Below are 22,172 nucleotides of genomic sequence, written 5' to 3' on the forward strand. Positions count from 1 at the left end.
TCTTTTAACATGCTGAGAAAAAATCATAACACCGTGTCCCGTTGAGAATCGCGGCGACATCGCGCACAAGCGCATTCCATAACAAGCACAAGAACACATCAGGACCTTCCCAATGAATCCCCTCATGAGTCTGGTCGGGATGGCATCGCTCATCCTCATCGCCGTGGCGTTGTCATCGAATCGACGCGCCATCCGCCTGCGCACCGTCGGGGGTGCCTTTGCCATCCAGTTGGCCATCGGTGCCTTCGTGCTCTACACCTCCTTCGGCCAGGGTGTGCTGGCCGGTGTCTCAGGCGCCGTCAGTCAGGTCGTCAATTATGCCGATCAAGGCATCAGCTTCCTGTTCGGCAGTCTGGCCAATCCGGGCAGCGGTGTCGGCTTCATCTTCGCCATCAAGGTGCTGCCGATCATCATCTTCTTCTCGTCGCTGATCGCGGTGCTCTACTACCTCGGCATCATGCAGTGGGTGATTCGCCTGCTGGGGGGCGGCCTGCAGCGCGTGCTGGGAACGTCGCGCACTGAATCCCTCTCCGCGACCGCCAACATCTTCGTCGGACAGACGGAGGCACCGCTGGTGGTCAAGCCCTATCTGGCGAGCATGACGCGTTCCGAGCTGTTCGCCGTGATGTGTGGTGGTCTGGCATCCGTCGCCGGCTCCGTACTGGGTGGCTACGCGGCGCTGGGCATCCCGATGGAGTATCTGGTGGCGGCGTCCTTCATGGCAGCGCCCGGCGGCTTGCTGTTCGCCAAGCTTCTGTTCCCGGAGACTGACAAGCCGGATGACTCGATCGCCGTGGCGGATGCCTCGCTCAAGGATGACGACGCACCGTCCAACGTGCTGGACGCTGCGGCATCCGGTGCGTCTTCCGGCCTGAAACTGGCCGCCAATGTCGGCGCGATGCTGCTGGCCTTCATCGCCTTGATCGGGCTGATCAACGGCATTCTCGGTGGTGTCGGCGGCTGGTTCGGCATGGACACCCTGAGTCTCGACATGATTCTCGGCTGGCTCTTCGCGCCGTTGGCCTTCCTGCTGGGCGTGCCATGGAGCGAGGCGACGCTGGCGGGGTCCTTCATCGGTCAGAAGCTGGTGGTGAACGAGTTCGTCGCCTACATCAATCTGGCGCCCTACCTGAGTGGCGACAGTCTCGTGGCTGCCACGGGTGCGGTGATGACGCCCTACACCATGGCCGTGCTGTCCTTCGCGCTGTGCGGCTTCGCCAACCTGTCGTCCATCGCCATTCTGCTCGGCGGGTTGGGCAGCCTGGCCCCGACGCGCCGGCATGAGATCGCCAGTCTGGGTCTCAAGGCGGTACTGGCCGGTACGCTTTCCAATCTGATGTCGGCGGCGATCGCCGGCTTCTTCCTGGCGCTGGCGGCCTGATCGGGATGTCGCCCATCTCACAGTGGATGGGCGATTCGAAGAGGTGTCGCCTTCGGTGTGTAAATGTTCACAAACCGGTCGTTGGTGACAGGGAAATCCGCCAAACGTCGCCCTATCGTTTTTGCGAGGAAGTGCTAACATCGCGCCCTTTGCAAATCCGGCGCAGCCCGACGACGAAGCGGGCGGCATGGGGCGACGCTGATGGCAGACGTCGTTCATGACGGGCAATAACCACAACAATTCAGAACAGTTGATTACTCAAGACAGGATCATTTCGCGATGACTATGCTCAAGACCGTCGCGGCCAGTGCACTGGCCGCCACTACCCTCCTGACGGCTGCCGCGCCAGCCCAGGCCACCGATTTCAATGGCGACATCCACGCCAATGACTACAAGTGGCTGACCTTCAATCTGATGCGCAGCGAGGACAACCGTCTGCCGTTCCGCAACAGTGAAGATACCTATCTGGAAATGGAATTCGGTGGCCGTTCGGGCATCGTCGATCTCTACGGCTATGTCGATTTCTTCGACATCTTCGATGACAGCTCGGATGACCTCAATGGCGGCGACAACTTCTTCGCCAAGCTGGCCCCGCGCTTCTCGCTGGACGCCATGACCGGTCACGACCTGTCCTTCGGCCCGGTGGACGAGCTTTACATCGCCACCGTCACCAACATCGGTGACAACGGCGCATTCGGCGGTCTGTGGGAGCACTATGTCGGTCTGGGCAGCGATGTGCAGGTGCCATGGTTCGGCAAGATGGGCTTCAACCTCTACGCCCGCTACGTGCGTGAGAACTACGGCGGTGAAGACGAGAGCAAGTGGGACGGCTACATGGCGTCCACCAACTGGTTCAAGCCGTTCGTCAACTTCGAGGACGGTAGCTTCATCGCCTATCAGGGCTATCTGGACTACAAGTTCGATGCCGATGAAGTGGGCAGCCAGGACGGTCGCAGCATCAACAGCATGGAGTGGTTCAACGGCATCTACTACCACACCCAGCGTTTCGCGGTGGGTTACGGCCTGAAGTACTACAACAACATGGCGTTCTTCACCGATGGCTCCACCGCCACCGGCGTGCGTCAGGACACCACCGGCTTCGGCAACTACTTCAGCATCAACTACAAGTTCTGATCGCCGCTTCGCTCTCGATGAGCGACCGGCGCGCAAACAGAAACGGGAAGCCCTTCAGGGCTTCCCGTTTTTCGTCTGGCTGCTCTGGCGTCTGACACCTGGAAGCTGACATATGGTGATCAGCGGAACTCGACCTCGCTGACTTCCACGCGCACCAGCTGGCGGGACCAGCTGTCGTCCGGCAGGGCGATGCGCACGCTGCGTCCCTCACGGGTCTGGCCGGGGCGCAGGTAGGTCTCGGGCAGCCGATACTCGCCGACCCACAGCGGCGCCTCGCGCGTCGCCAGCAGACGGCCATCGTCGCCATAAAGACGCAGTCTTGCCCGGGTGGCGATGACGTTCTGCCCGGCGGTGTTCTGGATCTCGAAGCGCAGCACGGCGTCGCCATCGTCGATGTCCACGGCGGTCAGTCGTGCGACGACCCCATCACGATGTCCCTCGCTCAGCAGCGTCGGATTGGCCAGTGCGCTGGCATTGAGGCGTGCCTGGGCCGGAGCCGGAGCCGGGGCAGAGACGTTGGCGCGGGCCGGCACTGGTTGCCCTGCATCGCCAGCGGCAGGCGTATTCGCGGGTACCACCGGCAGGGCGGACGAGGTGGGTATCGTCGCGCTGCCGAGCGTCGAGCGTGGGCTCTGCTCGTCGGAGACTTCCAGCAGATACTCCCAGCTGTGGTCCGGCTTGAGCAGCACCTTGACGCCACTATCCAGCGTGATGGTCGTCGGAGAGCTGATCGGCAGGCTGTCTGCCATCAGCACCGGGCTGAGCAGGGCACCGGCCAGAAGCGACAGGCCTCGGGTGCCAAGGTGGCGCGTGATCTTCCATGTCATCAGGCGAGCCTCCTCAGGCAGTGATGCGCTCGACACCTGTCTCGAGACCGACCAGCAGCGCATCGGCGCCACGGGCGGCGAACAGACCATTGGTGACGACGCCGACGATGGCATTGATGCGGGCTTCCATGGTGATCGGGTCTTCGATCAGGAAGTTGTAGCAATCGAGGATGCGGTTGCCGTTGTCCGTCAGCACGCCTTCACGATAGACCGGGTCCGCGCCCAGCTTGACCAGTTCGCGCGCGACGTAGGAACGTGCCATCGGAATGACTTCCACCGGCAGCGGGAAGCCACCGAGGATGTCGACCTGCTTCGAGCCATCGGCGATGCATACGAAACGCTCAGCGCAGGCCGCGACGATCTTCTCGCGGGTCAGCGCCGCACCACCGCCCTTGATCATCGCCAGACGCGGATCGATCTCGTCGGCACCATCCACGTACACCGGCACGGTGCCCACATGGTTGAGCTCGTAGACGTCGATGCCGTGGCCCTTGAGGCGCTGGGCAGTGGCTTCGGAGCTGGCGACGGCGCCGGCAAAGTCGTGGCGAACCTCCGCCAGAGCATCGATGAACAGGTTGGCGGTGGAGCCGGTGCCGACGCCGATGATGGTGTCGCGGTTCAGCAGCGGGCGGATCTCATCAAGGGCAGCGCGGGCCACGGCTTGCTTCAGCTCATCCTGGGTCATGTCATACCTCGGGTCGGTGGGGCAGGGGTGGAGAGTGGCGGTCATCGCGTCGGCAAGGGAGCCTGGCGCGTATCCCGACGTGTCTGTGCCTCATGCTGTTGCACGGCAACCAGAAGCGCAGACAGGAAGCGAGTCGGGCGACGCAACGCGAGAAAACGCCACATTATAACGGCAAACGTCGCGATGGCGCTGGACGCTCTCGCCGGCGGTCTGATAACAATGGGGGTTCGGTCGCACCCATGCGGCCCGCGCTGCGACACATCAGGACATTCCTATAATGCTCGAACACTACGTCAAGAAAATCCTGTCGGCTCGTGTCTATGAAGCCGCCCATGAAACCCCGCTCTCGTCAGCCCCGATGCTGTCACGTCGTTTCAGCAACCAGATCTTCATCAAGCGGGAAGACCTGCAGCCCGTCTACTCCTTCAAGATTCGCGGCGCCTACAACAAGATGGCGCAGCTGAGCGATGAGCAGAAGGCCTGTGGCGTGATTGCCGCCTCGGCGGGCAACCATGCCCAGGGACTGGCGATGGCAGCCAAGCTGATGGGCGTGAAGGCCGTCATCGTCATGCCGCGCATCACGCCGGAGATCAAGGTGCAGGCGGTACGTGAACGCGGCGCACGCGTGGTGCTCAAGGGTGATGCCTTTCCCGAGGCGCTCGCGCATGCCCAGGCATTGATGCAAGAACATGGCTACACCTTCATTCCGCCCTTCGATGACCCGGACGTGATCGCCGGGCAGGGGACGGTGGGCATGGAGATCCTGCGTCAGCACCCGGGCAAGATCGATGCGATCTTCGTGCCGGTGGGCGGCGGTGGCCTGATTGCCGGTGTCGCGGCCTACGTGAAGTATCTGCGTCCGGACATTCGTGTCATCGGTGTCGAGGCTGAGGATGCGGCCTGCCTCAAGGCGGCCATGGAGGCCGGCGAGCGTGTGGTGCTGGACCAGGTCGGCGTGTTCGCCGAGGGGGTGGCCGTGGCGCAGATCGGCGAGGCGCCGTTCGAGATCATCCGCCATACCGTCGATGAAGTGATCACCGTCAATACCGATGAGATGTGCGCGGCGGTCAAGGATATCTTCGAGGACACGCGCGCCGTGTCAGAGACCAGCGGCGCTCTGTCGCTGGCGGGCCTCAAGAAGTACATCCAGCAGACTGGCGCGGAAGGGCAGACGCTGGTCTGCATCAACTCCGGGGCCAATACCAACTTCGATCGCCTGCAGCATATTGCCGAGCGCACCGAGCTCGGCGAGCAGCGGGAAGCCATTCTGGCGGTCACCTTGCCGGAGCGCCCCGGGGCCTACAAGCAGTTCTGCAAGGTGATCGGCAAGCGCATGGTCACCGAGTTCAACTACCGCTATGCCAATCCGGAGGAGGCGCACGTCTTCGTCGGTGTCCAGGTCAAGCCGGGCGGGGAAGACCGCGCAGCGGTGGTCGAGAAGCTGCGTGAGGCGGGCTACGCGGTGGAGGATCTCACCGACAACGAGCTGGCCAAGCTGCACACGCGTCATCTGGTCGGGGGGCGCACCAGCAGCGACCTCGAGGAGGAGGTCTATCGCTTCGAGTTCCCGGAACGTCCTGGTGCCCTGATGAACTTCCTGACCCATCTGCCTGCGGACTGGAACATCTCGCTGTTCCACTATCGCAATCACGGCGCGTCCCATGGGCGAGTCCTGATCGGCATGCAGGTGCCCAATGGGGATCGCGCCGAGGTCGAGAAGTATTTCGCGGAGATCGGCTATCGCTTCTGGAAGGAAAGCGACAATCCGGCCTATCGCCTTTTCCTGTCATGATGTCGGCCATGCCTCGCCTGCCTGGATGAGGTCGCTCTGAATCAAGTGGGCATCAGGCGGATGGCATTCATGATTGGCAGTATGAAAAAGCCCCTGTTCTCGTCTGAGAGCAGGGGCTTTTCTCGTCATGATGGTGAATGGCATGACTGATGACTTGTACTCAGGTGGGGCGTCAGAGATATCGAACGTTGTTTTCCCTCCAGGCCTTGCCAGCCCTCGCCTGCAGCGCGAAATGCAAGCGTGGAAAAACGTTCATTCATACGGCTGCATGGTGATTGTCATACGCAGGTCAGATGCCTATCATCGTGGGCACTGTCAGGAAGACAGTCATCGACAACCGTCACGCGAAAGCCACTGACGATATAAGAAGAAGCCCGCTCTCATGAAACGCAAGCCCGATCTGGTCATGGCCCTGGTATTCATTTTCGGGATTGGTGTCGTCGCCACCGGCTACGCCCAGACCGTCATGGGTTCCTGAATCGTGCACTGCCGCCTTCGGGCGGCAGTGGCGTTTTCAGAGGGAGAGTCGTTCTCGCGCTCTGCCTTTCTGCCCCCCTGCCCCCCTTTCCCTCCCGCTCTTCTCCTTGATCTCCAGGCACGTCTGCTCCCCCTCAAGTCCGAGCACGCCCGCGACATGCTGGCGCCGTTGACCGCCCGTGCGTGACTGCCCCTGCGTGAGCATCATGACGATGCGTTCCCATGCCTGCGGCCTGGGCGCACGATCTCGCGATCACTGACGATGGCATCCAGCGGTATGTCCCAGGCTTGTACCGGCAAGGCCGGCACCTTCTGACAGTGATGGGCGAGGCCGATCAACCTCGGTCTTGGCCCGGCGCGACGGGTGAAGGCGAAGCTGCGGTCATAGAAACCGCCCCCCATGCCGATCCGTGCGCCAGCCTCATCGAACCCCACCAGCGGCATCAGCACGATATCCAATGCCCAGGCCGGCAGGCGTCGGCCCTTGTGGGCTCCGAAGCGCGTGTCAGGTTCGGCGATGCCGAAGCGATTGCTCACCAGTGGGGTATGGTCGTCGTAGCGGACGAACCAGAGTGAGTTGACCGCGAAGGGTCGCAGGACCGGTAGATAGACGCGTGCTCCCCGACGTTGCAGCCATCGGCACAGACGGGTGGCGTCGATCTCGCCATCATTGGGCAGGTACAGGGCGATGTCCCGGGCACGCAGCAGTTCCGGCAGACGCTTCAGTCGTCGCAACAGGGCCTGCTCGGCATTACGGCGCTCGGGGGCTGTCAACTGGCGTCGCCGTTGGCGTAGCAAGCGTCTCAGGGCGCGGCGATCCGCAGTGGGGTGATCAAGCTCGCTGGACAATGGCCAGAGCGTGACATCACGTGAAAGCGAGGGAGGCGAATAGTGATTCGCGAGGGCGGCGCGAGCCGCAGGGGGTTTGAGCATGCCTGACATTCTCCGTCAGACAGGGTTCTCCAAGGTGCCGGTGTTACCGGGGGCCCTTGAACCCAGCGGTTCAAGGTGGGTAGTCCCGCGCAGCGCATCAGGCTTTCCGACGCACGGACATGCACACAGCACTGCGCAGTGGACTCCCTGGGAATAGCTTATAAGCTCGAGGGACATCGGCAACTGTCGTACACCCCAGAGAACTCCTTCAGTCTACCAAACCCCGTCTGCCGGCCCAAGGCTTAATCCTGTCGGGAACAGACTGTTGCTGAAATTTATCAGTTGTTTGATTCTCAAGCGTTTTTTGCTTCATCAGCACGCGCCTTCGCACGTTGGACAGACTCGGCTGGTACCTGCTTGAGGGCCGCATCCAGCTGGCGATCCAGCGCCGTGAGGCGTGTCTCGAAATCCTGCTGCATGGCGCGTTCGCTGTCGCGGCTGTTGATCAGTTCGTGAGAGATGTTGAGCGCGGCCATCAGGGCGACCTTGTCGGCACTGATGGTATTGCCACGTTGCTGGATGCCTTGCATGGCGAGATCCAGGTAGGCCGCCGCACGGGTCAAGCCATCTTCCTCGCCGGGTTGGCAGCTGACGGTATAGCTGCGGCCGAGCAGGCTGATCTCGGTGGTATTGCGGGGAGTCGTGGAGTCGCTCATGTCAGTCCTCTCGGGCCATGTCCGGCGTCGTCCTGATTGACGGCGGCGTCCTTGACTGGGCGTCACCTCGCAGTGAGGACGGCAAGCCAGAAGGAGGGCCAGTGCGGTAAGATGGGGGCATTCTCGAGCCACTATAGAGAGCCGCTTCTGGAGGGTCAACGCGCTGCGCAGTGCGGCTGTCACCCAGCATGGCGCTCAGGGTTCGAGCGGTAATCGTCGATTGCCGATGCCTTTCTCACCGACTCAATGGACCCGCACCATGGCCATCATCAACGATACCTTCGACTTCTCTCTCGTCGCGGACCAGTTCCTGGTTCACGGCAGCCTGAACAACCCTTCCTTCCTTGATGGACAGCTGGTCGCTGCCCTGGCGATGGATGACATCAGCGCGGAAGACTGGTTGAGCCGCGTCTGTGCCGCATTGGGAGTGGAGCAACCGGCCACCCGTGAAGCGGGCGAGGTGTTTCTCAGCTGGCGCACGCGCAACCAGGAGCGCCTGGCGGCCAGCGAGATGAGCTTCGAGCCGCTGTTGCCGGACGACATGTTCTCCCTGGCCGAGCGTGGCCAGAGCCTGCGTGAGTGGACGCTGGGCTTCCAGGAAGAGCTGGCAGGCGTCGATGGCGAGGTCCGCAAGGGCTGGAGCCAGGCATTGCGTGATGCGCTGAGCGATGTCGAGGCCATCTCGAGCGGTCTGGCCAACGCCGAGGACCTGGATGACGACAATGCCGAGGACGAGGCGGATCTGTTCGCGCTGGCCGACCACGTGCGCATGGCGGCCCTGCTGCTGTATACCGAGCAGCACCCGGGCAACCCGGACGTCGAGAAGCCCAGTGACGATCAGTTGCCGGAAGGCGGACTTGAAGGCAGTCTCGGGGTCAGCTCGCGCAACGACACTCACTGAGTGAGGCAGATTGCCGCTCGCAATACCCGGCGGCCGACCCCATTTCGGGAAGGATTGTCCCTTCGGGAGCCTCGTCCTTTCCCGCCACATTCTGATTCGTGTCGGGCAGGCCATGACATGCCTGCCCGACACGGACCCCGACGGAGAACGCCATGATCGTCCCTGAAATCCTGCCTGCGCCGGCGGCGCTGACTGCTGATGACTTCTCGGCGCGTCGCCAGCGTCTGATGACGCAGCTGCCTCGTGATGCCGCGGTACTGGTGTTGTCGTCCGGCCTGGCGCAGCGCAACCGTGACAGTGAGTTCACCTTCCGTCAGAACAGTGACTTTCATTACCTGACCGGCTGGCCGGAACCGGAAGCGGCATTGTTGCTGTTGCCGGGGCGCGCGGAAGGCGAGAGCGTACTGTTCTGTCAGGAAAAGGATCCGCTGGCGGAAGCCTGGACCGGTATCCGTATCGGTGCCGAAGGGGCCGTGACGCAGGCGGGATTCGACCAGGCCTTCACCAATGATCAGCGTGAGGATGTCATGGCCGGTCTGCTGGATGGCCGTGGGCGTCTCTTCGTGCTGTTCGAGGACGACGAGGCTCTGGCGCTGGCGCAATCGCTGCGCGAGGAGCTGGCCGCGGCCGTGCGTCGTGGTGCCCGCCCGCCGGTCGCCTTTGAAGACCTCGCCCCGCTGTTGCATGAGCAGCGCCTGATCAAGGATGAGCGTGAGCTGGCGCTGATGCGTCACGCGGCGGAGATTTCCGCTCGCGCCCACATCCGTGCCATGCGGGCCAGCCGCCCCGGGCTGCACGAGTATCATCTGCAGGCCGAGATCGAGCATGAATTCCAGTGGCAGGGCGCCCCGGCACCCGCGTATACCAGCATCGTCGGTGGTGGCGTGAATGCCTGCGTGCTCCATTACATCGAGAACCGTGCTCCGCTGATCGATGGCGAGCTGGTGCTGATCGATGCTGGCGCGGAGTACGCACTCTATGCCGGCGACATCACCCGTACCTTCCCCGTCAATGGCCACTTCAGCGAGCCCCAGAAGCGTCTCTACGAGATCGTGCTCAAGGCCCAGGAACGTGCAGTGGCCGCCGTGGTGCCGGGAGCGACGTTGGTGGGCATTCACCAACAGGTGGTGCATGACCTGACCGCCGGCCTCGTCGAACTGGGCCTGCTGCAAGGTGAAGTGGAGGCGTTGATCGCCGATGAGGCCTATCGCCGCTTCTATCTGCACTCCACCTCGCACTGGCTGGGACTGGATGTGCACGATGTCGGCAGTTACCGCGAGAACGGTGAGCCGCGTCCGTTGCTGCCCGGCATGGTGCTGACGGTCGAGCCGGGGCTTTATGTGCCGGACGCCAGTGACATTCCAGCCGAGTATCGGGGGATCGGGATTCGCATCGAGGACGATGTGGTGGTCACCGCGGACGGGCACGAAGTGCTGAGCGCCACGGTTCCCAAATCCGTCGAGGCCATCGAGGCACTGATGCGCGAAGGAGCCTGACATCATGAGTGAGCCAGCGGCAGCATCCCCGGTAACGTCTGCGCCGGAGCGATTCGATGTCGTCATCATCGGTGGTGGCCTGGTGGGCGCGAGCCTGGCCTGTGCCCTTGCACCCTTGATGAACGGGCAGCAGGAGGATGGGCTGCGCGTGGCGGTGGTCGAGGCCAACCCCTTGCCTCCCGCGGAGGATACCGGGCGTTTCCAGCCCAGTTTCGATGCGCGAGCCAGTGCCATCGCTGCCGGTTCACGCCAGCGCTTCATCGCCTTCGGGCTGTGGGAGGCGATGCGTGAGCACGCCACGCCGATTCGTACCATCCATGTCAGCGAGCGCGGCCATCTCGGGGCCACACGCATGCGGGCCGAGGAACTGGGGGTTCCCGCGCTGGGGCATGTGATCCCCAATGCCTGGATGGGGCGCGTGCTCCATCGGCGTCTGGCGGAACTGCCGCTGACCTGGTACTGCCCGGCACGCGTGGCGCAGATCAGCGTCAGCGCGCAGGGGCACCGCCTGCTGCTGGAGGATGGCCGCCTGATCGAGGCGGGACTGACCGTATTGGCAGATGGCGGGCGCTCGGGGCTCAAGGAGCGTCTCGGCATCCATAGCGAGACGCATGCCTACGAACAACAGGCGCTGATCGCCACCGTCGAGATGAGCCAGCCCCACGCGGGGGTGGCCTATGAGCGTTTCACCAGCGAAGGACCGATGGCGCTGCTGCCGCTGGGTGGCCGCCGAATGGAGTTGATCTGGACACGTTCTCCCGACGAGACGGCTGCGCTGATGGACATGCCGGAGCCCGAGTTTCTCAAGGCGCTTCAGGCTGCCTTCGGCGAGCGGGCCGGCCGTTTCCGGCGGGTCGGGCAGCGCCATGCCTATCCCCTGTCGTTGATACGTGCCAGCGAGGGGACACGTCCCGGACTTGCGGTGCTCGGCAATGCCGCTCACTCGCTGCATCCGGTGGCAGGGCAGGGCTTCAATCTGGCGCTGCGTGGCGTGACGGATCTGGTGGCCGCCATCGCGGCGGGACAGGCACGTGGTGATGCCGCTGGCGATGTCAGCGTGCTGAGTGATTTCGAGTCGCGGCGCGGTGCGGACCGCGACAATGTCGTGCTGTTCAGTGATGGCTTGATCCGCCTGTTCGGCGTCGAAAGTCGTTGGCTGGGGCATGCTCGGGCGGCAGGGCTGATCGGTCTGAATCTGGTGTCACCGCTCAAGCGCCTGCTGGCAAGGCGCTCGATGGGCATTGAGCGCTAGGCGTAGCGAGTACTTGCCAACGGGCCAAGCGATGTCGTGAGTTGCGCCACAGGCTTGCGCCCCAGGGTGGTGTCGATGAGTGACCAAATCGCCGCCGGATTCACGAGACTCTCGCCAGGAGAGCGACGCGCGACAGGCGTCATACAAGGGAGCAGGCATGAACGAGCATCGGAGATTGGATGCACCGCATGAGGTGGATGTCGCCATCGTGGGCGCCGGTATCGTCGGCGCCACGCTGGCGCTGCTGTTGGGGCAGGGCGGCCTGCGCGTCCTTCTGATCGAGGGTCGCGAGGGCATCGTCGACTGGCAGCCGGCGCTGGCACCGGAGCCGCGTGTCAGTGCGCTGACACCGGTTTCGCGTCAATTGCTCAGCGGCCTGGGGGTCTGGAAGGACATCGCACAGAGTCGTCTGATGCCCTATACCGGCATGCAGGTCTGGGATGCCGAAGGCAATGGCGAGATAGGCTTCAGTGCCGAGCAAAGCGGCGTGTCGGAGCTTGGGCACATCGTCGAGAATCGGGTCACTCAGGCCGCGCTTGAGCAAGCGATTTCCCGGTGTCCCTCGATCACGCGCCGTTATGGTGTCCGGGTCAGCGGTCTGGGATTGCCCAGGACGGGGTCAGCCTCGGTGGTAAGTGCTTACCAACTTGAGGGGGGCGAGGCAGCAAGCCTGACACTGAGCGACGGTAGCAGCGTCGCGGCGGGGCTGGTGGTGGCGGCTGACGGGGCGCGTTCCCGTCTGCGCGAGCTGGCGGGAATCGAGACCCGTGAGCACGATACCGGCCAGGTGGCGTTGGTCACCACGGTGCGCACGGCGCATTCGCATCAGGGCGTCGCCCGCCAGCGCTTTCTGCCCACCGGGCCGCTGGCCTTCCTGCCGCTGGCGGTCAATTCCGCCCTGGCACATCCCGAGGGCGAGGCATCCGGCGCCCAGCGCCATTGCTCCATCGTCTGGTCCACCACTCCGCAGGAAGCCGAGCGCCTGCTGGCATTGCCCGAGACGGACTTCTGTCATGAGCTCGAAGCAGCCTTCGAGGGAAAGCTCGGCACGGTGGAATACAGTGCCGAACGCTTCAGCTTCCCGTTGCATCAACGTCATGCGCAGGAGTATGTGCTGCCGGGGCTGGCGCTGGTGGGGGATGCCGCGCATGCCATTCACCCGCTGGCGGGGCAGGGGGTCAATCTTGGCCTGATGGATGTCGCCGTGCTGGCGGAAGAACTGCTGGCTGGACACCGCCGCGGCGTGGCACTGGGCGATGAGCGCTGGTTGAAGCGCTATCGTCGACGCCGGCGCAGCGACAATGCCGTGATGCTGAAGATGATGGATGGCTTCCGCCTGCTGTTCGGCAGCCGGAAGCCGGGGGTACGCCTGGTGCGTAACCTGGGACTTGGCTGGGTGGATGGCAGCGTCGAGCTCAAGCGCCTGCTGATGCGCCAGGCGATGGGGGAGCGTGGGGAGTTGCCGGAGAGCTGCCGACCACGGTGACAGTGAGCGCTCACCTCTGGGCGTGACAGTTAGCACGACGACAGGCCAGGCGGGAGATGGCAGACCTGCCGATTGGCGCGCGAAAGACGACACGACCCCGCCAGTTGGCGGGGTCGTGTCGTTTGCGGCGAAAGAGAGACTATTGCTCCGAGGTGGCGGGAAGCGTGGCCTTGAGAGCGGCGCTGCGACCCAGCACGTTCATGCCCTTGAGCAGGTTGAGTGCTTCCCCCAGCTGGTAATCACTTTCGGCGACCACCGGGCTGTCCGGTGCCTTGCTGGAAGGCGTCGATGAGTCGCCATTGGCATTGTCGAGACGTCCGTCGAGATCCGCCTCGCGCACGCTGAAATCACGCCGCGTGTCGCGCTCCAGTCGTCCGCGCACCACCTCGACATCCGGGCGGATGCCCTCTGCCTGGATCGAGCGCCCGTTGGGCGTGAAGTAGAGAGCCGTGGTCAACTTGAGGCCGTCGCCGTTGCCCAGTGGCATCACGTTCTGTACCGAGCCCTTGCCGAAGCTCTCGGTGCCCATGATGATGGCGCGGCGCTGGTCCTGCAGGGCACCTGAGACGATTTCCGCGGCGGAGGCCGTCCCGCCGTTGATCAATACCACCAGCGGCGTATCACCGGCCGGTGTCTCGGCTCTGGCCGAGAAGGACAGCTCGCTGTCCGGCAGGCGCCCCTCGGTATAGACGATGCGGCCGCTCGTGAGGAAGAGGTCGCTTATCTCGACGGCCGCTGACAGCAGCCCCCCGGGGTTGTTGCGCAGATCCAGCACCAGACCCTTCAGCGCGACATCGCCGCTTTCCTCGCGCAGCTCCGTAAGGGCGCGTTTCGCCTCATCGCCCGTCGCGCTCTGGAACTGGCTGACGCGCAGGTAGCCATATCCCGGCTCCAGCAGGCGCTGACTGACACTGCTGCTCTTGATGATGGCCCGCTTGAGCACGACCTCGCGGGGCATGTCGGCGCCTTCCGAGAGTACCAGCAGGCGAATGGTCGATCCTTCCTCGCCACGCATCAGCTTGACGGATTCCGTCATCGACAGACCCTCCATCGGCGTATCGTCGATCTTGAGGATCACGTCACGTGGTTGGAGGCCGGCACGTGAGGCCGGGGTGTCGTCGATGGGGGCGATGATGGTCAGCTGGCCATCCTCCTCCATGCCGACCTCGATGCCGATACCGCCGAATTCCCCATCGGTGTTCTCGCGCAGGTCCTGCCAGTCATCCTGATCCAGATACGCCGAGTGCGGGTCCAGCCCTGCCAGCATGCCACGCATGGCATTCTTGAGCAGCGTGCGGTCATCCACTTCATCCACATAGGTGCGCTTGATGCGCTCGAAGACTTCGGCAAAGGTGCGCAGTTCCTCCAGCGGCAGGCCATTGGCCGATTCGCTGGAGGAGGCAGGCGTGGCTCCCTGCCGCGCATCTTCAGCATGGGCCGGCACTCCGCCGCCCAGCAGAACAAGGCTCAGCGGCACGCTGACCGCCAGCTGACGCAGGCGACGCGGGGCAGGACGGAATGACGACGATGCGGACATGCGATTTCCTTCTCGACGGAGACTGGCTCGACTGATGCCGAAGCGCCTGGCAGTTCAGCCAGAGGGGAAGAGGCGACCCCGACGCTCGCAGTCACGGATGACTGCGAGCATATCCCGCCCGGGTACCTGCCGCCTAGCCTGTCGCCATGTTGCGCCATGGCTGACTGGCTCAGCGGCTCGACAGCCAGCGTTGCGGGTTGACGGGCTTGCCGGCGCGGCGTACTTCGAAATACAGCGCGGCACCGTCACGGCCACCACTGCTGCCGACACTGCCCAGCTGCTGGCCGCGTGACAGGCTGTCACCGGGGCCGACGCTGAAGCTTGCCAGATGTGCGTAGAGCGTCAGCACGTTGTCGCCGTGGTCGATGATCAACAGGTTGCCGTAGCCGCGCATCCAGTCCGCGAAGACGACACGACCGGCATGCGGCGCCGTCACAGGCGTGCCCTGGGACGCCTGGATCAGCACGCCATCACGATTGACGCCTTCTCCCCCGCCATAGGCCGAGATGACCCGCCCGGGGGCCGGCCAGTCCATCTTGCCCATCGCACGCGTGATGCGTGTCCTGGGGGGCGGGGCACTCTTGATGGCCTTGAGGCGCTTCTCGAGCGTCTGGATCATCTGGTTGGCATGGGCGCGGTCCTGATCCAGCTCGGCGATCTTCGCCTCATGGCTGGCATAGCGGGCATCCAGGGTGCGCAGCAGAGCGGCGCGCTCATTCTGCTGGGCCATCAGTTTGCTGGCTTGCTGCTTGAGGCCTTGCTGCACCTCCTCCAGTCGTGTCTGGCGTGCCAGCAGACTGGCGCGGGTACTGGCCAGTGAGGCATCCAGTCTGGCGAGGCGCTCAAGCGCCTGCCGGCGCGAATCGCTCAAGTGATTCAGATAGACCTGCAGGCGTTCGAGACGCGCCGGATCATCCTGATTGAGCAGCAGCTTCAATTCGGGTTGGCGACCCAGCCGATACAGGGCGGCCATCTCCTCGGCCACGGCAGCCTTCTGCGCCGTCTGCTGCTGGATGAGGGTCTCACGCTGGCGCGTGAGCCTGGTCAGTTGCTGCGTGATGTCGTCGCGCTCATCCTCGAGTCTGCCGGTCTGCTGGCGAGTCTCGTTGAGCTGGCGCTCGATCTTCTCCAGGCCATTGCGCGTATCGCTGCGCCGCGCGGCAGTGGCCTTCAGCTCGCCCTGCATCGCCTGTATCTCGTGTTTGAGACGCTTGAGGTCGGCTTCGGAGGCTTGCTTCTTCTGGGTCAGGGTCGCGCTGCTGTCCGCGGCCAGTGCCGAGGAGGGGGCCAGCAGCGGAGTCATGAGCAGCAGGCAGGCAGACAGCACAACGCCGGAGACAGGGCTCCGGCGTTTGAAGAATCGGTAGCGCCTGCCCGGTCCGGATGCCAGATAGGCATCCGGACCGGGGGAGGCGCCGGGCACGCCACTCGGCGCGCCCTGCAAGGGGCTATCAGGCACCGGCATAATCGACCAGCACGTTGCCGTCCATTTCCTCGGGGACCGCCTGCCCCATCATGGTCAGCAGGGTCGGGGCGAGGTCACACAGGCGTCCTTCGGAGGCCAGCTTGACGTCACGCTGGGTGACGTAGATCAGCGGCACTTCAAAGGTGGTGTGTGCCGTCTGCGGGTTGCCGGTCTCCGGGTGCACCATCTGCTCGGCATTGCCGTGGTCCGCGGTGATCAGGCATTCGCCACCGACCTTCTCCAGCGCCTCGACCACGCGGCCGACGCAGCCATCCAGATATTCGATCGCCTTGACGGCCGCATCGAACTTGCCGGTGTGTCCGACCATGTCGCCATTGGCGTAATTGCAGACGATCAGATCATAGCGGCCGGATTCGATGGCCTCGACCAGCTTGTCGGTGACCTCCCCGGCGCTCATCTCCGGCTTCTCGTCGTAGGTCTTCACGTCCTGCGGCGAGGGCACGAGGATGCGGGTCTCGCCCTCGAATTCGTCTTCGCGGCCGCCGGAGAAGAAGAAGGTCACGTGGGCGTACTTCTCCGTCTCGGCGATACGCAGCTGAGTGAGGCCACGATTGGAGACCACTTCCCCCAGGGTATTGGGCAGGTCGGAGGGCGGGAAGGCAGCCGGCGCCGGAATGTCGGCGGCGTACTGGGTCAGCATCACCAGACCGTCATGGGCCAGCTTGGGCGGCGTGCGCTCGAAGCCGGAGAAGTCCGGCTCGACGAAGGCGCGGGTCAGCTCGCGGGCACGGTCGGCACGGAAGTTCAGGAACAGGGCAGCATCGCCTTCCTGCATGGGGACGGCGTCGCCGATACGCGTGGCGCTGACGAATTCGTCGGTCTCGTCACGCTCGTAGGCGGCGGCAAGTCCTTCCACGCCGCTGGCGGCTTCGTGGAGGCCCTGCCCTTCGGCGATCACGCGATATGCCTGTTCGACACGGTCCCAGCGGTTGTCACGGTCCATCGCGAAGTAGCGACCGACGAGGGTGGCGACACGGCCTTCCTCGAGTCCGAGACCTGCCAGGTGTTCATCGGCACGCGCGATGGATGCCTCGGCGCTCTTGGGCGCGGTGTCGCGGCCATCGAGAATCGCGTGGAGGTAGATGCGCTTGGCGCCCCGCTCGGCGGCCAGATCGGCCATGGCGAGGATGTGGTCTTCATGGGAGTGCACGCCCCCGGGAGACAGCAGGCCGATCAGGTGCACGGCACGGCCAGCCGCGATGGCGGCATCGAGAGGCGCGGTCAGGACGGTGTTGTCCTTGAGGGCATTCTCGCGCACGGCCTTGGTGATGCGGGTGAAGTCCTGGTAGACGATGCGCCCGGCCCCCAGGTTCATGTGCCCGACCTCGGAATTGCCCATCTGGCCATCCGGCAGGCCGACATGGCCACCGTCGGTATGGATCAGATCGCTGGGATACTGCTGGCGCAGGCGATCCATGACCGGCGTGTTGGCGGCAAGAATGGCGTTGTCCTTCTCTTCCTCGCTGTGGCCGTAGCCATCGAGAATGATGAGGGCGACGGGACGCGGACCTTGTGCTTGAGCTGCCATGACTTCCTCGCTGTGATGACGAATGAATCCTCTGGAGCAGGACGGCAGGGGCAATCGCGCAGGGTGGCTGTCAGGCGATCACGTGCCTGTCATGTCCCGCGGGCATCCTCTGCCGTCTTCCTCATCCGGTGCGTTCACCGCTTGCTGCACGGGTGAGGCAAGATGTAGTGATAAAACTACCTGCTCATTCTGACCTCTATTAGAGAGGCGGTAAGGTGCCGAGTGCAAGTGCTGGAAGCGTATCGGCAAGATTGGATTCCCCTATCGCGGGCAAGTTCAGTGCGTCCCCGTGGCGCAGGCGAGGGCAGGGCGGCGTTACGCCTTTTTGATGCCATGTCGTGGGCATTCATGGCAGGGGCTCTCATGTATAATGCTGGCTCCGTTACCTCGGGTAGCGGTCTATTTCCTTTGCCGCGTACGTACCGGCATGCACGTCACAGCGGAGTTAGCCCGTCTCATGATCGAACAGCTGCTTCAGTTCGCGCAGAATCATCCCTTGCTGGTGGGCGCCTTCGTCGCCCTGCTGGTCGCCCTCATCGTCATGGAAACCATGCGTGGCAACCACGGGGTCAGCGTCAGCGAGGCCACGCGACTGGTCAATCGCGAAGAGGGTGTCTTCATCGACATCCGCGACAGCAAGGAATACAAGGCCGGCCACATCGCCGGTGCCGTCAATGTTCCCAGCAGTCAGCTTGCCAGCGCGACCACGCCGCTGGACAAGTACAAGGACCGTCCGGTGATCATCGTCTGCAAGCATGGTCAGACCGCTGGACCGCTGGTGGCGCGCCTGGAGAAGGCCGGCTTCAAGCAGGCGGTCAAGCTCAAGGGTGGCATGGGTCAGTGGGAAGCCGACAGTCTGCCGGTCGTGACTCGCTGAGCGACCTGCGGGAAGCAGGCCGATGGCCCAACAATAATTCTCCGTACATTCAAGGATATGTCTCATGGCTGAAGAACAGAACGCACAGGCGGCACAGGGTGCCCAGGGTGCCGAACAGGCTCAGGATCAGCTCCAGTTCGCCCTGCAGCGCATCTATGTGAAGGACGTGTCCTTCGAAGCGCCGAATTCTCCGGCGGTCTTCTCCCAGCCGTTCCAGCCGAAGGTCAGCCTGGAACTGGATACCGAGCACCAGCAGGTCGGTGAAGAGCTCTTCGAGGTGTCCATCAAGGTCACCGCCCAGGTCTCCAACGGTGAAGATCAGACCACCGCCTTCCTGGCCGAGGTCGAGCAGGCCGGTCTGTTCCGCATCGCCGGTCTGTCCGCCGAGCAGCTGGATCACACCCTGGGGGCCTTCTGCCCGAACGTGCTGTTCCCGTACGCGCGTGAAGCCGTCGACAATCTGGTCAATCGTGGCAGCTTCCCTCCGCTGATGCTGGCACCGGTCAACTTCGAAGCCATGTACGCTCAGCGCAAGCAGCGTGAAGCGCAACAGGCGGGTGAAGCCACCGCTCACTGATCCGTGAGACGGCCAGCAATGGCCGTGAGATGGCAATGACAGTGACGGGCCCCAGTGGCCCGTCACTGCGTTGGTGGCCACCATGATGGCCGTGCTTTCCTGAACCTATTTCTCTTTCCCTTTCCCTTTCATCTCCGTGTCGGCGTGCTGAGTGTCTCTCACGGCGCTGCCGCGCGGCGCATTGCTCGCGAGACTTTCCCATGGCCATTCGTCTGCACTGTCCCGATCTTGATCTCCATGTCAGCGCCGGGGCGACCTTTGCACTGCCCGAGGGGCCTGCACGCCATCTCGGTCTGGTGTTGCGGGCCCGGGTGGGCAGCGAAGCACAGCTGTTCGATGGACACGGGCAGGAAGTGCGCGTGTCGCTCGAGGAGGTGTCCCGCAAGGGGGTCAGCGTGCGGGTGATCGAGGCGGTCGCCAATGACAGCGAGTCGCCACTGGCAGTGCATCTGGGCCAGGCGATCTCCAAGGGCGATCGCATGGATTACGCCATCCAGAAGGCCTGTGAGCTCGGGGTCGCTGCCATCACCCCGCTTTACACCGCGCGTGGCGACGTCAAGCTCAAGGGCGAGCGCGCCGACAAGAAACTCGCGCATTGGCAGGGCGTGGCGGCAAGCGCCTGTGAGCAGTGCGGTCGCAGCGTGGTGCCGGTGGTGCATGCGCCGATTTCCATGGCCCAGTGGCTGGATGAGCGCGATGAGCCACTTCGCCTGATATTGCAGCCGGGCGGTGCCGAGGCGCTGAATGCCGCCGAGAGCGAGGGCGGCGTGACGCGTGCCAGCCTGCTGATCGGCCCTGAGGGCGGCTTCACGCCGGAAGAGGTCACCCAGGCGGCTGGCGCGGGGTGTGACGTCCTGGGGCTGGGCCCACGGATACTGCGTACCGAGACGGCGCCGGTGGTCGCGCTGACGCTGTTGCAGCAGCGCTTCGGCGATCTGCCGCGCTAGGCAGGATGACACCAGCATTGTTGAAGCCCCGGCAACACTGCGTGAGGCCTTGAGCGTCCTCATGTCAGTGGTGGGCAGCGTGGTGCTGCTGCATACTTGTCCCATCTTCCCGCGCAACCCGTTTCGGGGTATCGCGCCGGGTAACATCCGCTTTTCTCATTGCCGGCCGGCTGGGTCGGCAGTGTCGTCAGAAGGTTGCCTCGATGACTGCTCGCAAGCTCAAGATCGGCGTGGTGATGGACCCGATGTCCAGCGTCACCTACAAGAAGGACACCACCCTGGCCATGCTGTGGGCCGCCGCCCAGCGTGGCTGGTCGTTGCATTACCTGGAGCAGGAAGATCTCTATCTCGAGAATGGCCGTGCGATGGGGCGGATGCGGGATCTCGAGGTCTATCGGGATCCTGATCACTTCTATCAGCTGGGCGAGGTCGTCGCGACGCCGCTGGCCGAGCTTGACGTGATTCTGATGCGCAAGGACCCGCCCGTCGACGAGCACTTCCTGAACGCGGTCCACCTGCTGGGCTTCGCTGAACGTGAAGGCGTGCTGGTCGTCAACCCGACGGCCGCGCTGTTGACCTGCAACGAGAAGCTGTTCGCGCAGCAGTTCACCCAGTGCATTCCGCCGACGACCGTCTCGGCCAATGACAAGGTGTTGCGCGCCTTCCACGCGGAGCATGGCAATGTCATCTTCAAGCCGCTCGATGGCATGGGCGGCAGCGGTATCTTCCACGTCGCCGAAGATGGTCGCAATCTGGGATCGGTAATCGAGCAGCTGACCCTGCGTGGCCAGCGTCAGATCATGGCACAGCGTTACGTGCCGGAGATCAGTGCCGGCGATACCCGCATCCTGCTGGTCGATGGTGAGCCGGTGCCGTTCGGTCTGGCGCGCATTCCCAGCGCCGGAGAAACGCGTGGCAATCTGGCGGCTGGAGGACGTGGTGAGTCGCGTGAGCTGACGGATCGCGATTACTGGCTGGTCGAGCAGGTCAAGCCGGTGGTGAAGTCGCTGGGACTGATGTTCGTCGGTCTGGACGTGATCGGGGATTACATCACCGAGATCAACGTCACCAGCCCGACCTGCGTGCGTGAAATCGATGACCAGCGCGGTACGGACATCGCCGGGCTGCTGATGGATGCCATCGAGGCACGCCTCACGGCGCAGCAGTCCGCTTGATTGCCGCCGTCAATGGCGTCGGTGGCGTCAGATGGCGGCCAGCAAGTTCGCAGTAAACGGCAGGGATGCCGAAGCTGACACGACAGCGGTTTCGCAGACAGGGAGTGGGGCATGGCAGCACCCGTCGAGTGGTGGGGAGTCAACCATAGCGTGACCGATCCGATCACCTACGTGCCGGTGACCCGGATGCATCGTCGCGTGGTGGCCTGGGGCGCAGCACTGGGGGTGCATGCGGTAGTCGGCTGGTGGCTGCTGGGGAGTGGCCTGATGGTGCCCCCTCAGGTGCCGCCATTGCCTGACCCGGTGATGCTCGACGTCACGCTGGTCAGCCAGGCCAGCTCACGTGCCGTCACATCGGATGTCGTCGCCGAGCAGGATCAGCAGGCCAGTGGAAGCGGCCGTGAGGCGGCGGTGCAAGCCGGGCCAGCCAGTCAGACGCCCCCCCGGGCGGGTGAGCAGAGAGCTCCCGTCAGCGGCGAGGCCCCGGTGCCCGAGGCAGCTGCCGTGCCCCTGGTGTTGCCGGAGCGCATCCCGGAGGTCATCGCGACCCGCAATGATTCGCCACAGCAGGTCTCGCATTCCGAGATCCTGCCGGATACGCCGGACAATGAGCAGGAAGCCATCGAGCAGGATGTCGGGGCGATCCAGGCCTCGGGCCAGACTCGCGAGGTGGCCGGTGATGTGGCCTCGCGCAAGGCGGCCCGCGCCTCGGCGCGGGCTCGCTACATCAATGACTGGACCGGCACGGTGCAGTCCTTCGGCAATCTCCACTATCCCGCGCCCGCCAATCTGAGCGGGGAGCTGCGCATTCGTGCCGTCGTGTTGCCCAGCGGTCAGCTTGAGTACGCGGAAGTGTTACAATCCTCGGGACATGCCGAGCTCGACCAGGCGGCTCTGGATACGGTCTATGGCGCGGCCCCCTATGCTCCCTTCGATGAGAGTCTCAGGGGCATGAGCCAACTGACCATCACCCGCATCTGGCGATTCGGCCCCGGCAACGATTCTGGCGCGCCCTGACGCCTCGG

Annotated in this window: 18 protein-coding genes, 1 other RNA gene and 1 pseudogene; 12 read left to right on the forward strand and 8 right to left on the reverse strand. The window is 64.0% G+C overall.

Going from position 1 to position 22,172, the window contains the following annotated elements:
* The first annotated feature begins 112 nt into the window (after positions 1–112).
* Positions 113–1,381 (forward strand): NupC/NupG family nucleoside CNT transporter, encoded by a 1,269-nt coding sequence (locus QD172_RS10805; protein WP_077379699.1) that lies wholly within the window; start codon positions 113–115, stop codon positions 1,379–1,381.
* Between the two features lie 279 nt (positions 1,382–1,660).
* Positions 1,661–2,515, forward strand: coding sequence for an outer membrane protein OmpK (locus tag QD172_RS10810; protein ID WP_077379697.1), 855 nt, complete (start codon positions 1,661–1,663; stop codon positions 2,513–2,515).
* 119 nt (positions 2,516–2,634) lie between these two features.
* On the opposite strand, the gene QD172_RS10815 is transcribed toward QD172_RS10810, so the two are convergent.
* Together QD172_RS10815 and rpiA are read right to left on the reverse strand one after the other, a co-directional pair.
* Positions 2,635–3,342: a DUF3157 family protein gene (locus QD172_RS10815; protein WP_279855754.1), complete on the reverse strand. Its 708-nt coding sequence runs from the start codon at positions 3,340–3,342 to the stop codon at positions 2,635–2,637.
* A gap of 13 nt (positions 3,343–3,355) precedes the next feature.
* Positions 3,356–4,027 carry a ribose-5-phosphate isomerase RpiA gene (rpiA, locus tag QD172_RS10820; RefSeq protein ID WP_279855755.1) on the reverse strand — a complete coding sequence of 224 codons (672 nt, stop codon included), beginning with the start codon at positions 4,025–4,027 and terminating at the stop codon, positions 3,356–3,358.
* A 256-nt stretch (positions 4,028–4,283) separates the two neighbouring features.
* Between rpiA and ilvA the strand changes: the two are divergent.
* Positions 4,284–5,819 (forward strand): annotated as a pseudogene (ilvA, locus tag QD172_RS10825) (threonine ammonia-lyase, biosynthetic); the annotation flags it as partial.
* Between the two features lie 681 nt (positions 5,820–6,500).
* Here ilvA and QD172_RS10830 read toward each other — a convergent pair.
* The 3 genes from QD172_RS10830 to QD172_RS10840 all read right to left on the reverse strand — a co-directional run bounded on the left by QD172_RS10830 (position 6,501) and on the right by QD172_RS10840 (position 7,885).
* Positions 6,501–7,229, reverse strand: coding sequence for a 5-formyltetrahydrofolate cyclo-ligase (locus tag QD172_RS10830; protein ID WP_136939481.1), 729 nt, complete (start codon positions 7,227–7,229; stop codon positions 6,501–6,503).
* Positions 7,230–7,251: 22 nt separating this feature from the next.
* A non-coding RNA gene (gene ssrS / locus QD172_RS10835) (6S RNA) lies at positions 7,252–7,434 on the reverse strand.
* 88 nt (positions 7,435–7,522) lie between these two features.
* A complete protein-coding gene (locus QD172_RS10840; protein ID WP_077379686.1) occupies positions 7,523–7,885 on the reverse strand; it encodes a cell division protein ZapA in 363 nt (120 codons plus the stop codon).
* Positions 7,886–8,144: 259 nt separating this feature from the next.
* Here QD172_RS10840 and QD172_RS10845 point away from each other — a divergent pair, with 259 nt between their 5' ends.
* The 4 genes from QD172_RS10845 to QD172_RS10860 all read left to right on the forward strand — a co-directional run bounded on the left by QD172_RS10845 (position 8,145) and on the right by QD172_RS10860 (position 13,020).
* Complete coding sequence (locus QD172_RS10845; protein ID WP_077379685.1) at positions 8,145–8,786, forward strand: UPF0149 family protein; 642 nt, start codon at positions 8,145–8,147, stop codon at positions 8,784–8,786.
* 155 nt (positions 8,787–8,941) lie between these two features.
* Positions 8,942–10,282, forward strand: a complete 1,341-nt coding sequence (pepP, locus tag QD172_RS10850; RefSeq protein ID WP_141391859.1) for a Xaa-Pro aminopeptidase — start codon at positions 8,942–8,944, stop codon at positions 10,280–10,282.
* Positions 10,283–10,286: 4 nt separating this feature from the next.
* Complete coding sequence (gene ubiH, locus QD172_RS10855) at positions 10,287–11,534, forward strand: 2-octaprenyl-6-methoxyphenyl hydroxylase (protein ID WP_077379683.1); 1,248 nt, start codon at positions 10,287–10,289, stop codon at positions 11,532–11,534.
* A 157-nt stretch (positions 11,535–11,691) separates the two neighbouring features.
* Positions 11,692–13,020 (forward strand): UbiH/UbiF/VisC/COQ6 family ubiquinone biosynthesis hydroxylase, encoded by a 1,329-nt coding sequence (locus QD172_RS10860; RefSeq protein WP_279855757.1) that lies wholly within the window; start codon positions 11,692–11,694, stop codon positions 13,018–13,020.
* A gap of 139 nt (positions 13,021–13,159) precedes the next feature.
* Here the strand turns inward: QD172_RS10860 and QD172_RS10865 are convergent, their stop codons facing one another.
* From QD172_RS10865 to gpmI, 3 genes are all read right to left on the reverse strand, one after another.
* The gene (locus QD172_RS10865) at positions 13,160–14,557 is read right to left on the reverse strand and encodes a S41 family peptidase (protein WP_279855758.1); all 1,398 of its coding nucleotides are present in this window, start codon (positions 14,555–14,557) and stop codon (positions 13,160–13,162) included.
* Between the two features lie 169 nt (positions 14,558–14,726).
* A complete protein-coding gene (locus QD172_RS10870; protein ID WP_279855760.1) occupies positions 14,727–16,016 on the reverse strand; it encodes a peptidoglycan DD-metalloendopeptidase family protein in 1,290 nt (429 codons plus the stop codon).
* The gene (gene gpmI / locus QD172_RS10875; RefSeq protein ID WP_084209532.1) at positions 16,009–17,571 is read right to left on the reverse strand and encodes a 2,3-bisphosphoglycerate-independent phosphoglycerate mutase; all 1,563 of its coding nucleotides are present in this window, start codon (positions 17,569–17,571) and stop codon (positions 16,009–16,011) included. The genes QD172_RS10870 and gpmI overlap by 8 nt, the downstream gene beginning before the upstream one ends.
* A 457-nt stretch (positions 17,572–18,028) precedes the next feature.
* On the opposite strand from gpmI, the gene QD172_RS10880 reads away from it, so the two are divergent.
* From QD172_RS10880 to QD172_RS10900, 5 genes are all read left to right on the forward strand, one after another.
* Positions 18,029–18,448 carry a rhodanese-like domain-containing protein gene (locus QD172_RS10880; protein ID WP_077379673.1) on the forward strand — a complete coding sequence of 140 codons (420 nt, stop codon included), beginning with the start codon at positions 18,029–18,031 and terminating at the stop codon, positions 18,446–18,448.
* A gap of 64 nt (positions 18,449–18,512) precedes the next feature.
* Complete coding sequence (gene secB / locus QD172_RS10885; protein WP_279855761.1) at positions 18,513–19,025, forward strand: protein-export chaperone SecB; 513 nt, start codon at positions 18,513–18,515, stop codon at positions 19,023–19,025.
* A gap of 200 nt (positions 19,026–19,225) precedes the next feature.
* Positions 19,226–19,972 carry a 16S rRNA (uracil(1498)-N(3))-methyltransferase gene (locus tag QD172_RS10890; RefSeq protein ID WP_141391831.1) on the forward strand — a complete coding sequence of 249 codons (747 nt, stop codon included), beginning with the start codon at positions 19,226–19,228 and terminating at the stop codon, positions 19,970–19,972.
* Between the two features lie 203 nt (positions 19,973–20,175).
* A complete protein-coding gene (gene gshB / locus QD172_RS10895; RefSeq protein ID WP_077379666.1) occupies positions 20,176–21,147 on the forward strand; it encodes a glutathione synthase in 972 nt (323 codons plus the stop codon).
* 111 nt (positions 21,148–21,258) lie between these two features.
* Positions 21,259–22,164, forward strand: a complete 906-nt coding sequence (locus QD172_RS10900) for a TonB family protein (RefSeq protein ID WP_077379664.1) — start codon at positions 21,259–21,261, stop codon at positions 22,162–22,164.
* Positions 22,165–22,172: the final 8 nt, after the last annotated feature.

The sequence above is a fragment of the Cobetia sp. 10Alg 146 genome (assembly GCF_029846385.1).
In the GTDB taxonomy this organism is placed as follows: domain Bacteria; phylum Pseudomonadota; class Gammaproteobacteria; order Pseudomonadales; family Halomonadaceae; genus Cobetia; species Cobetia marina.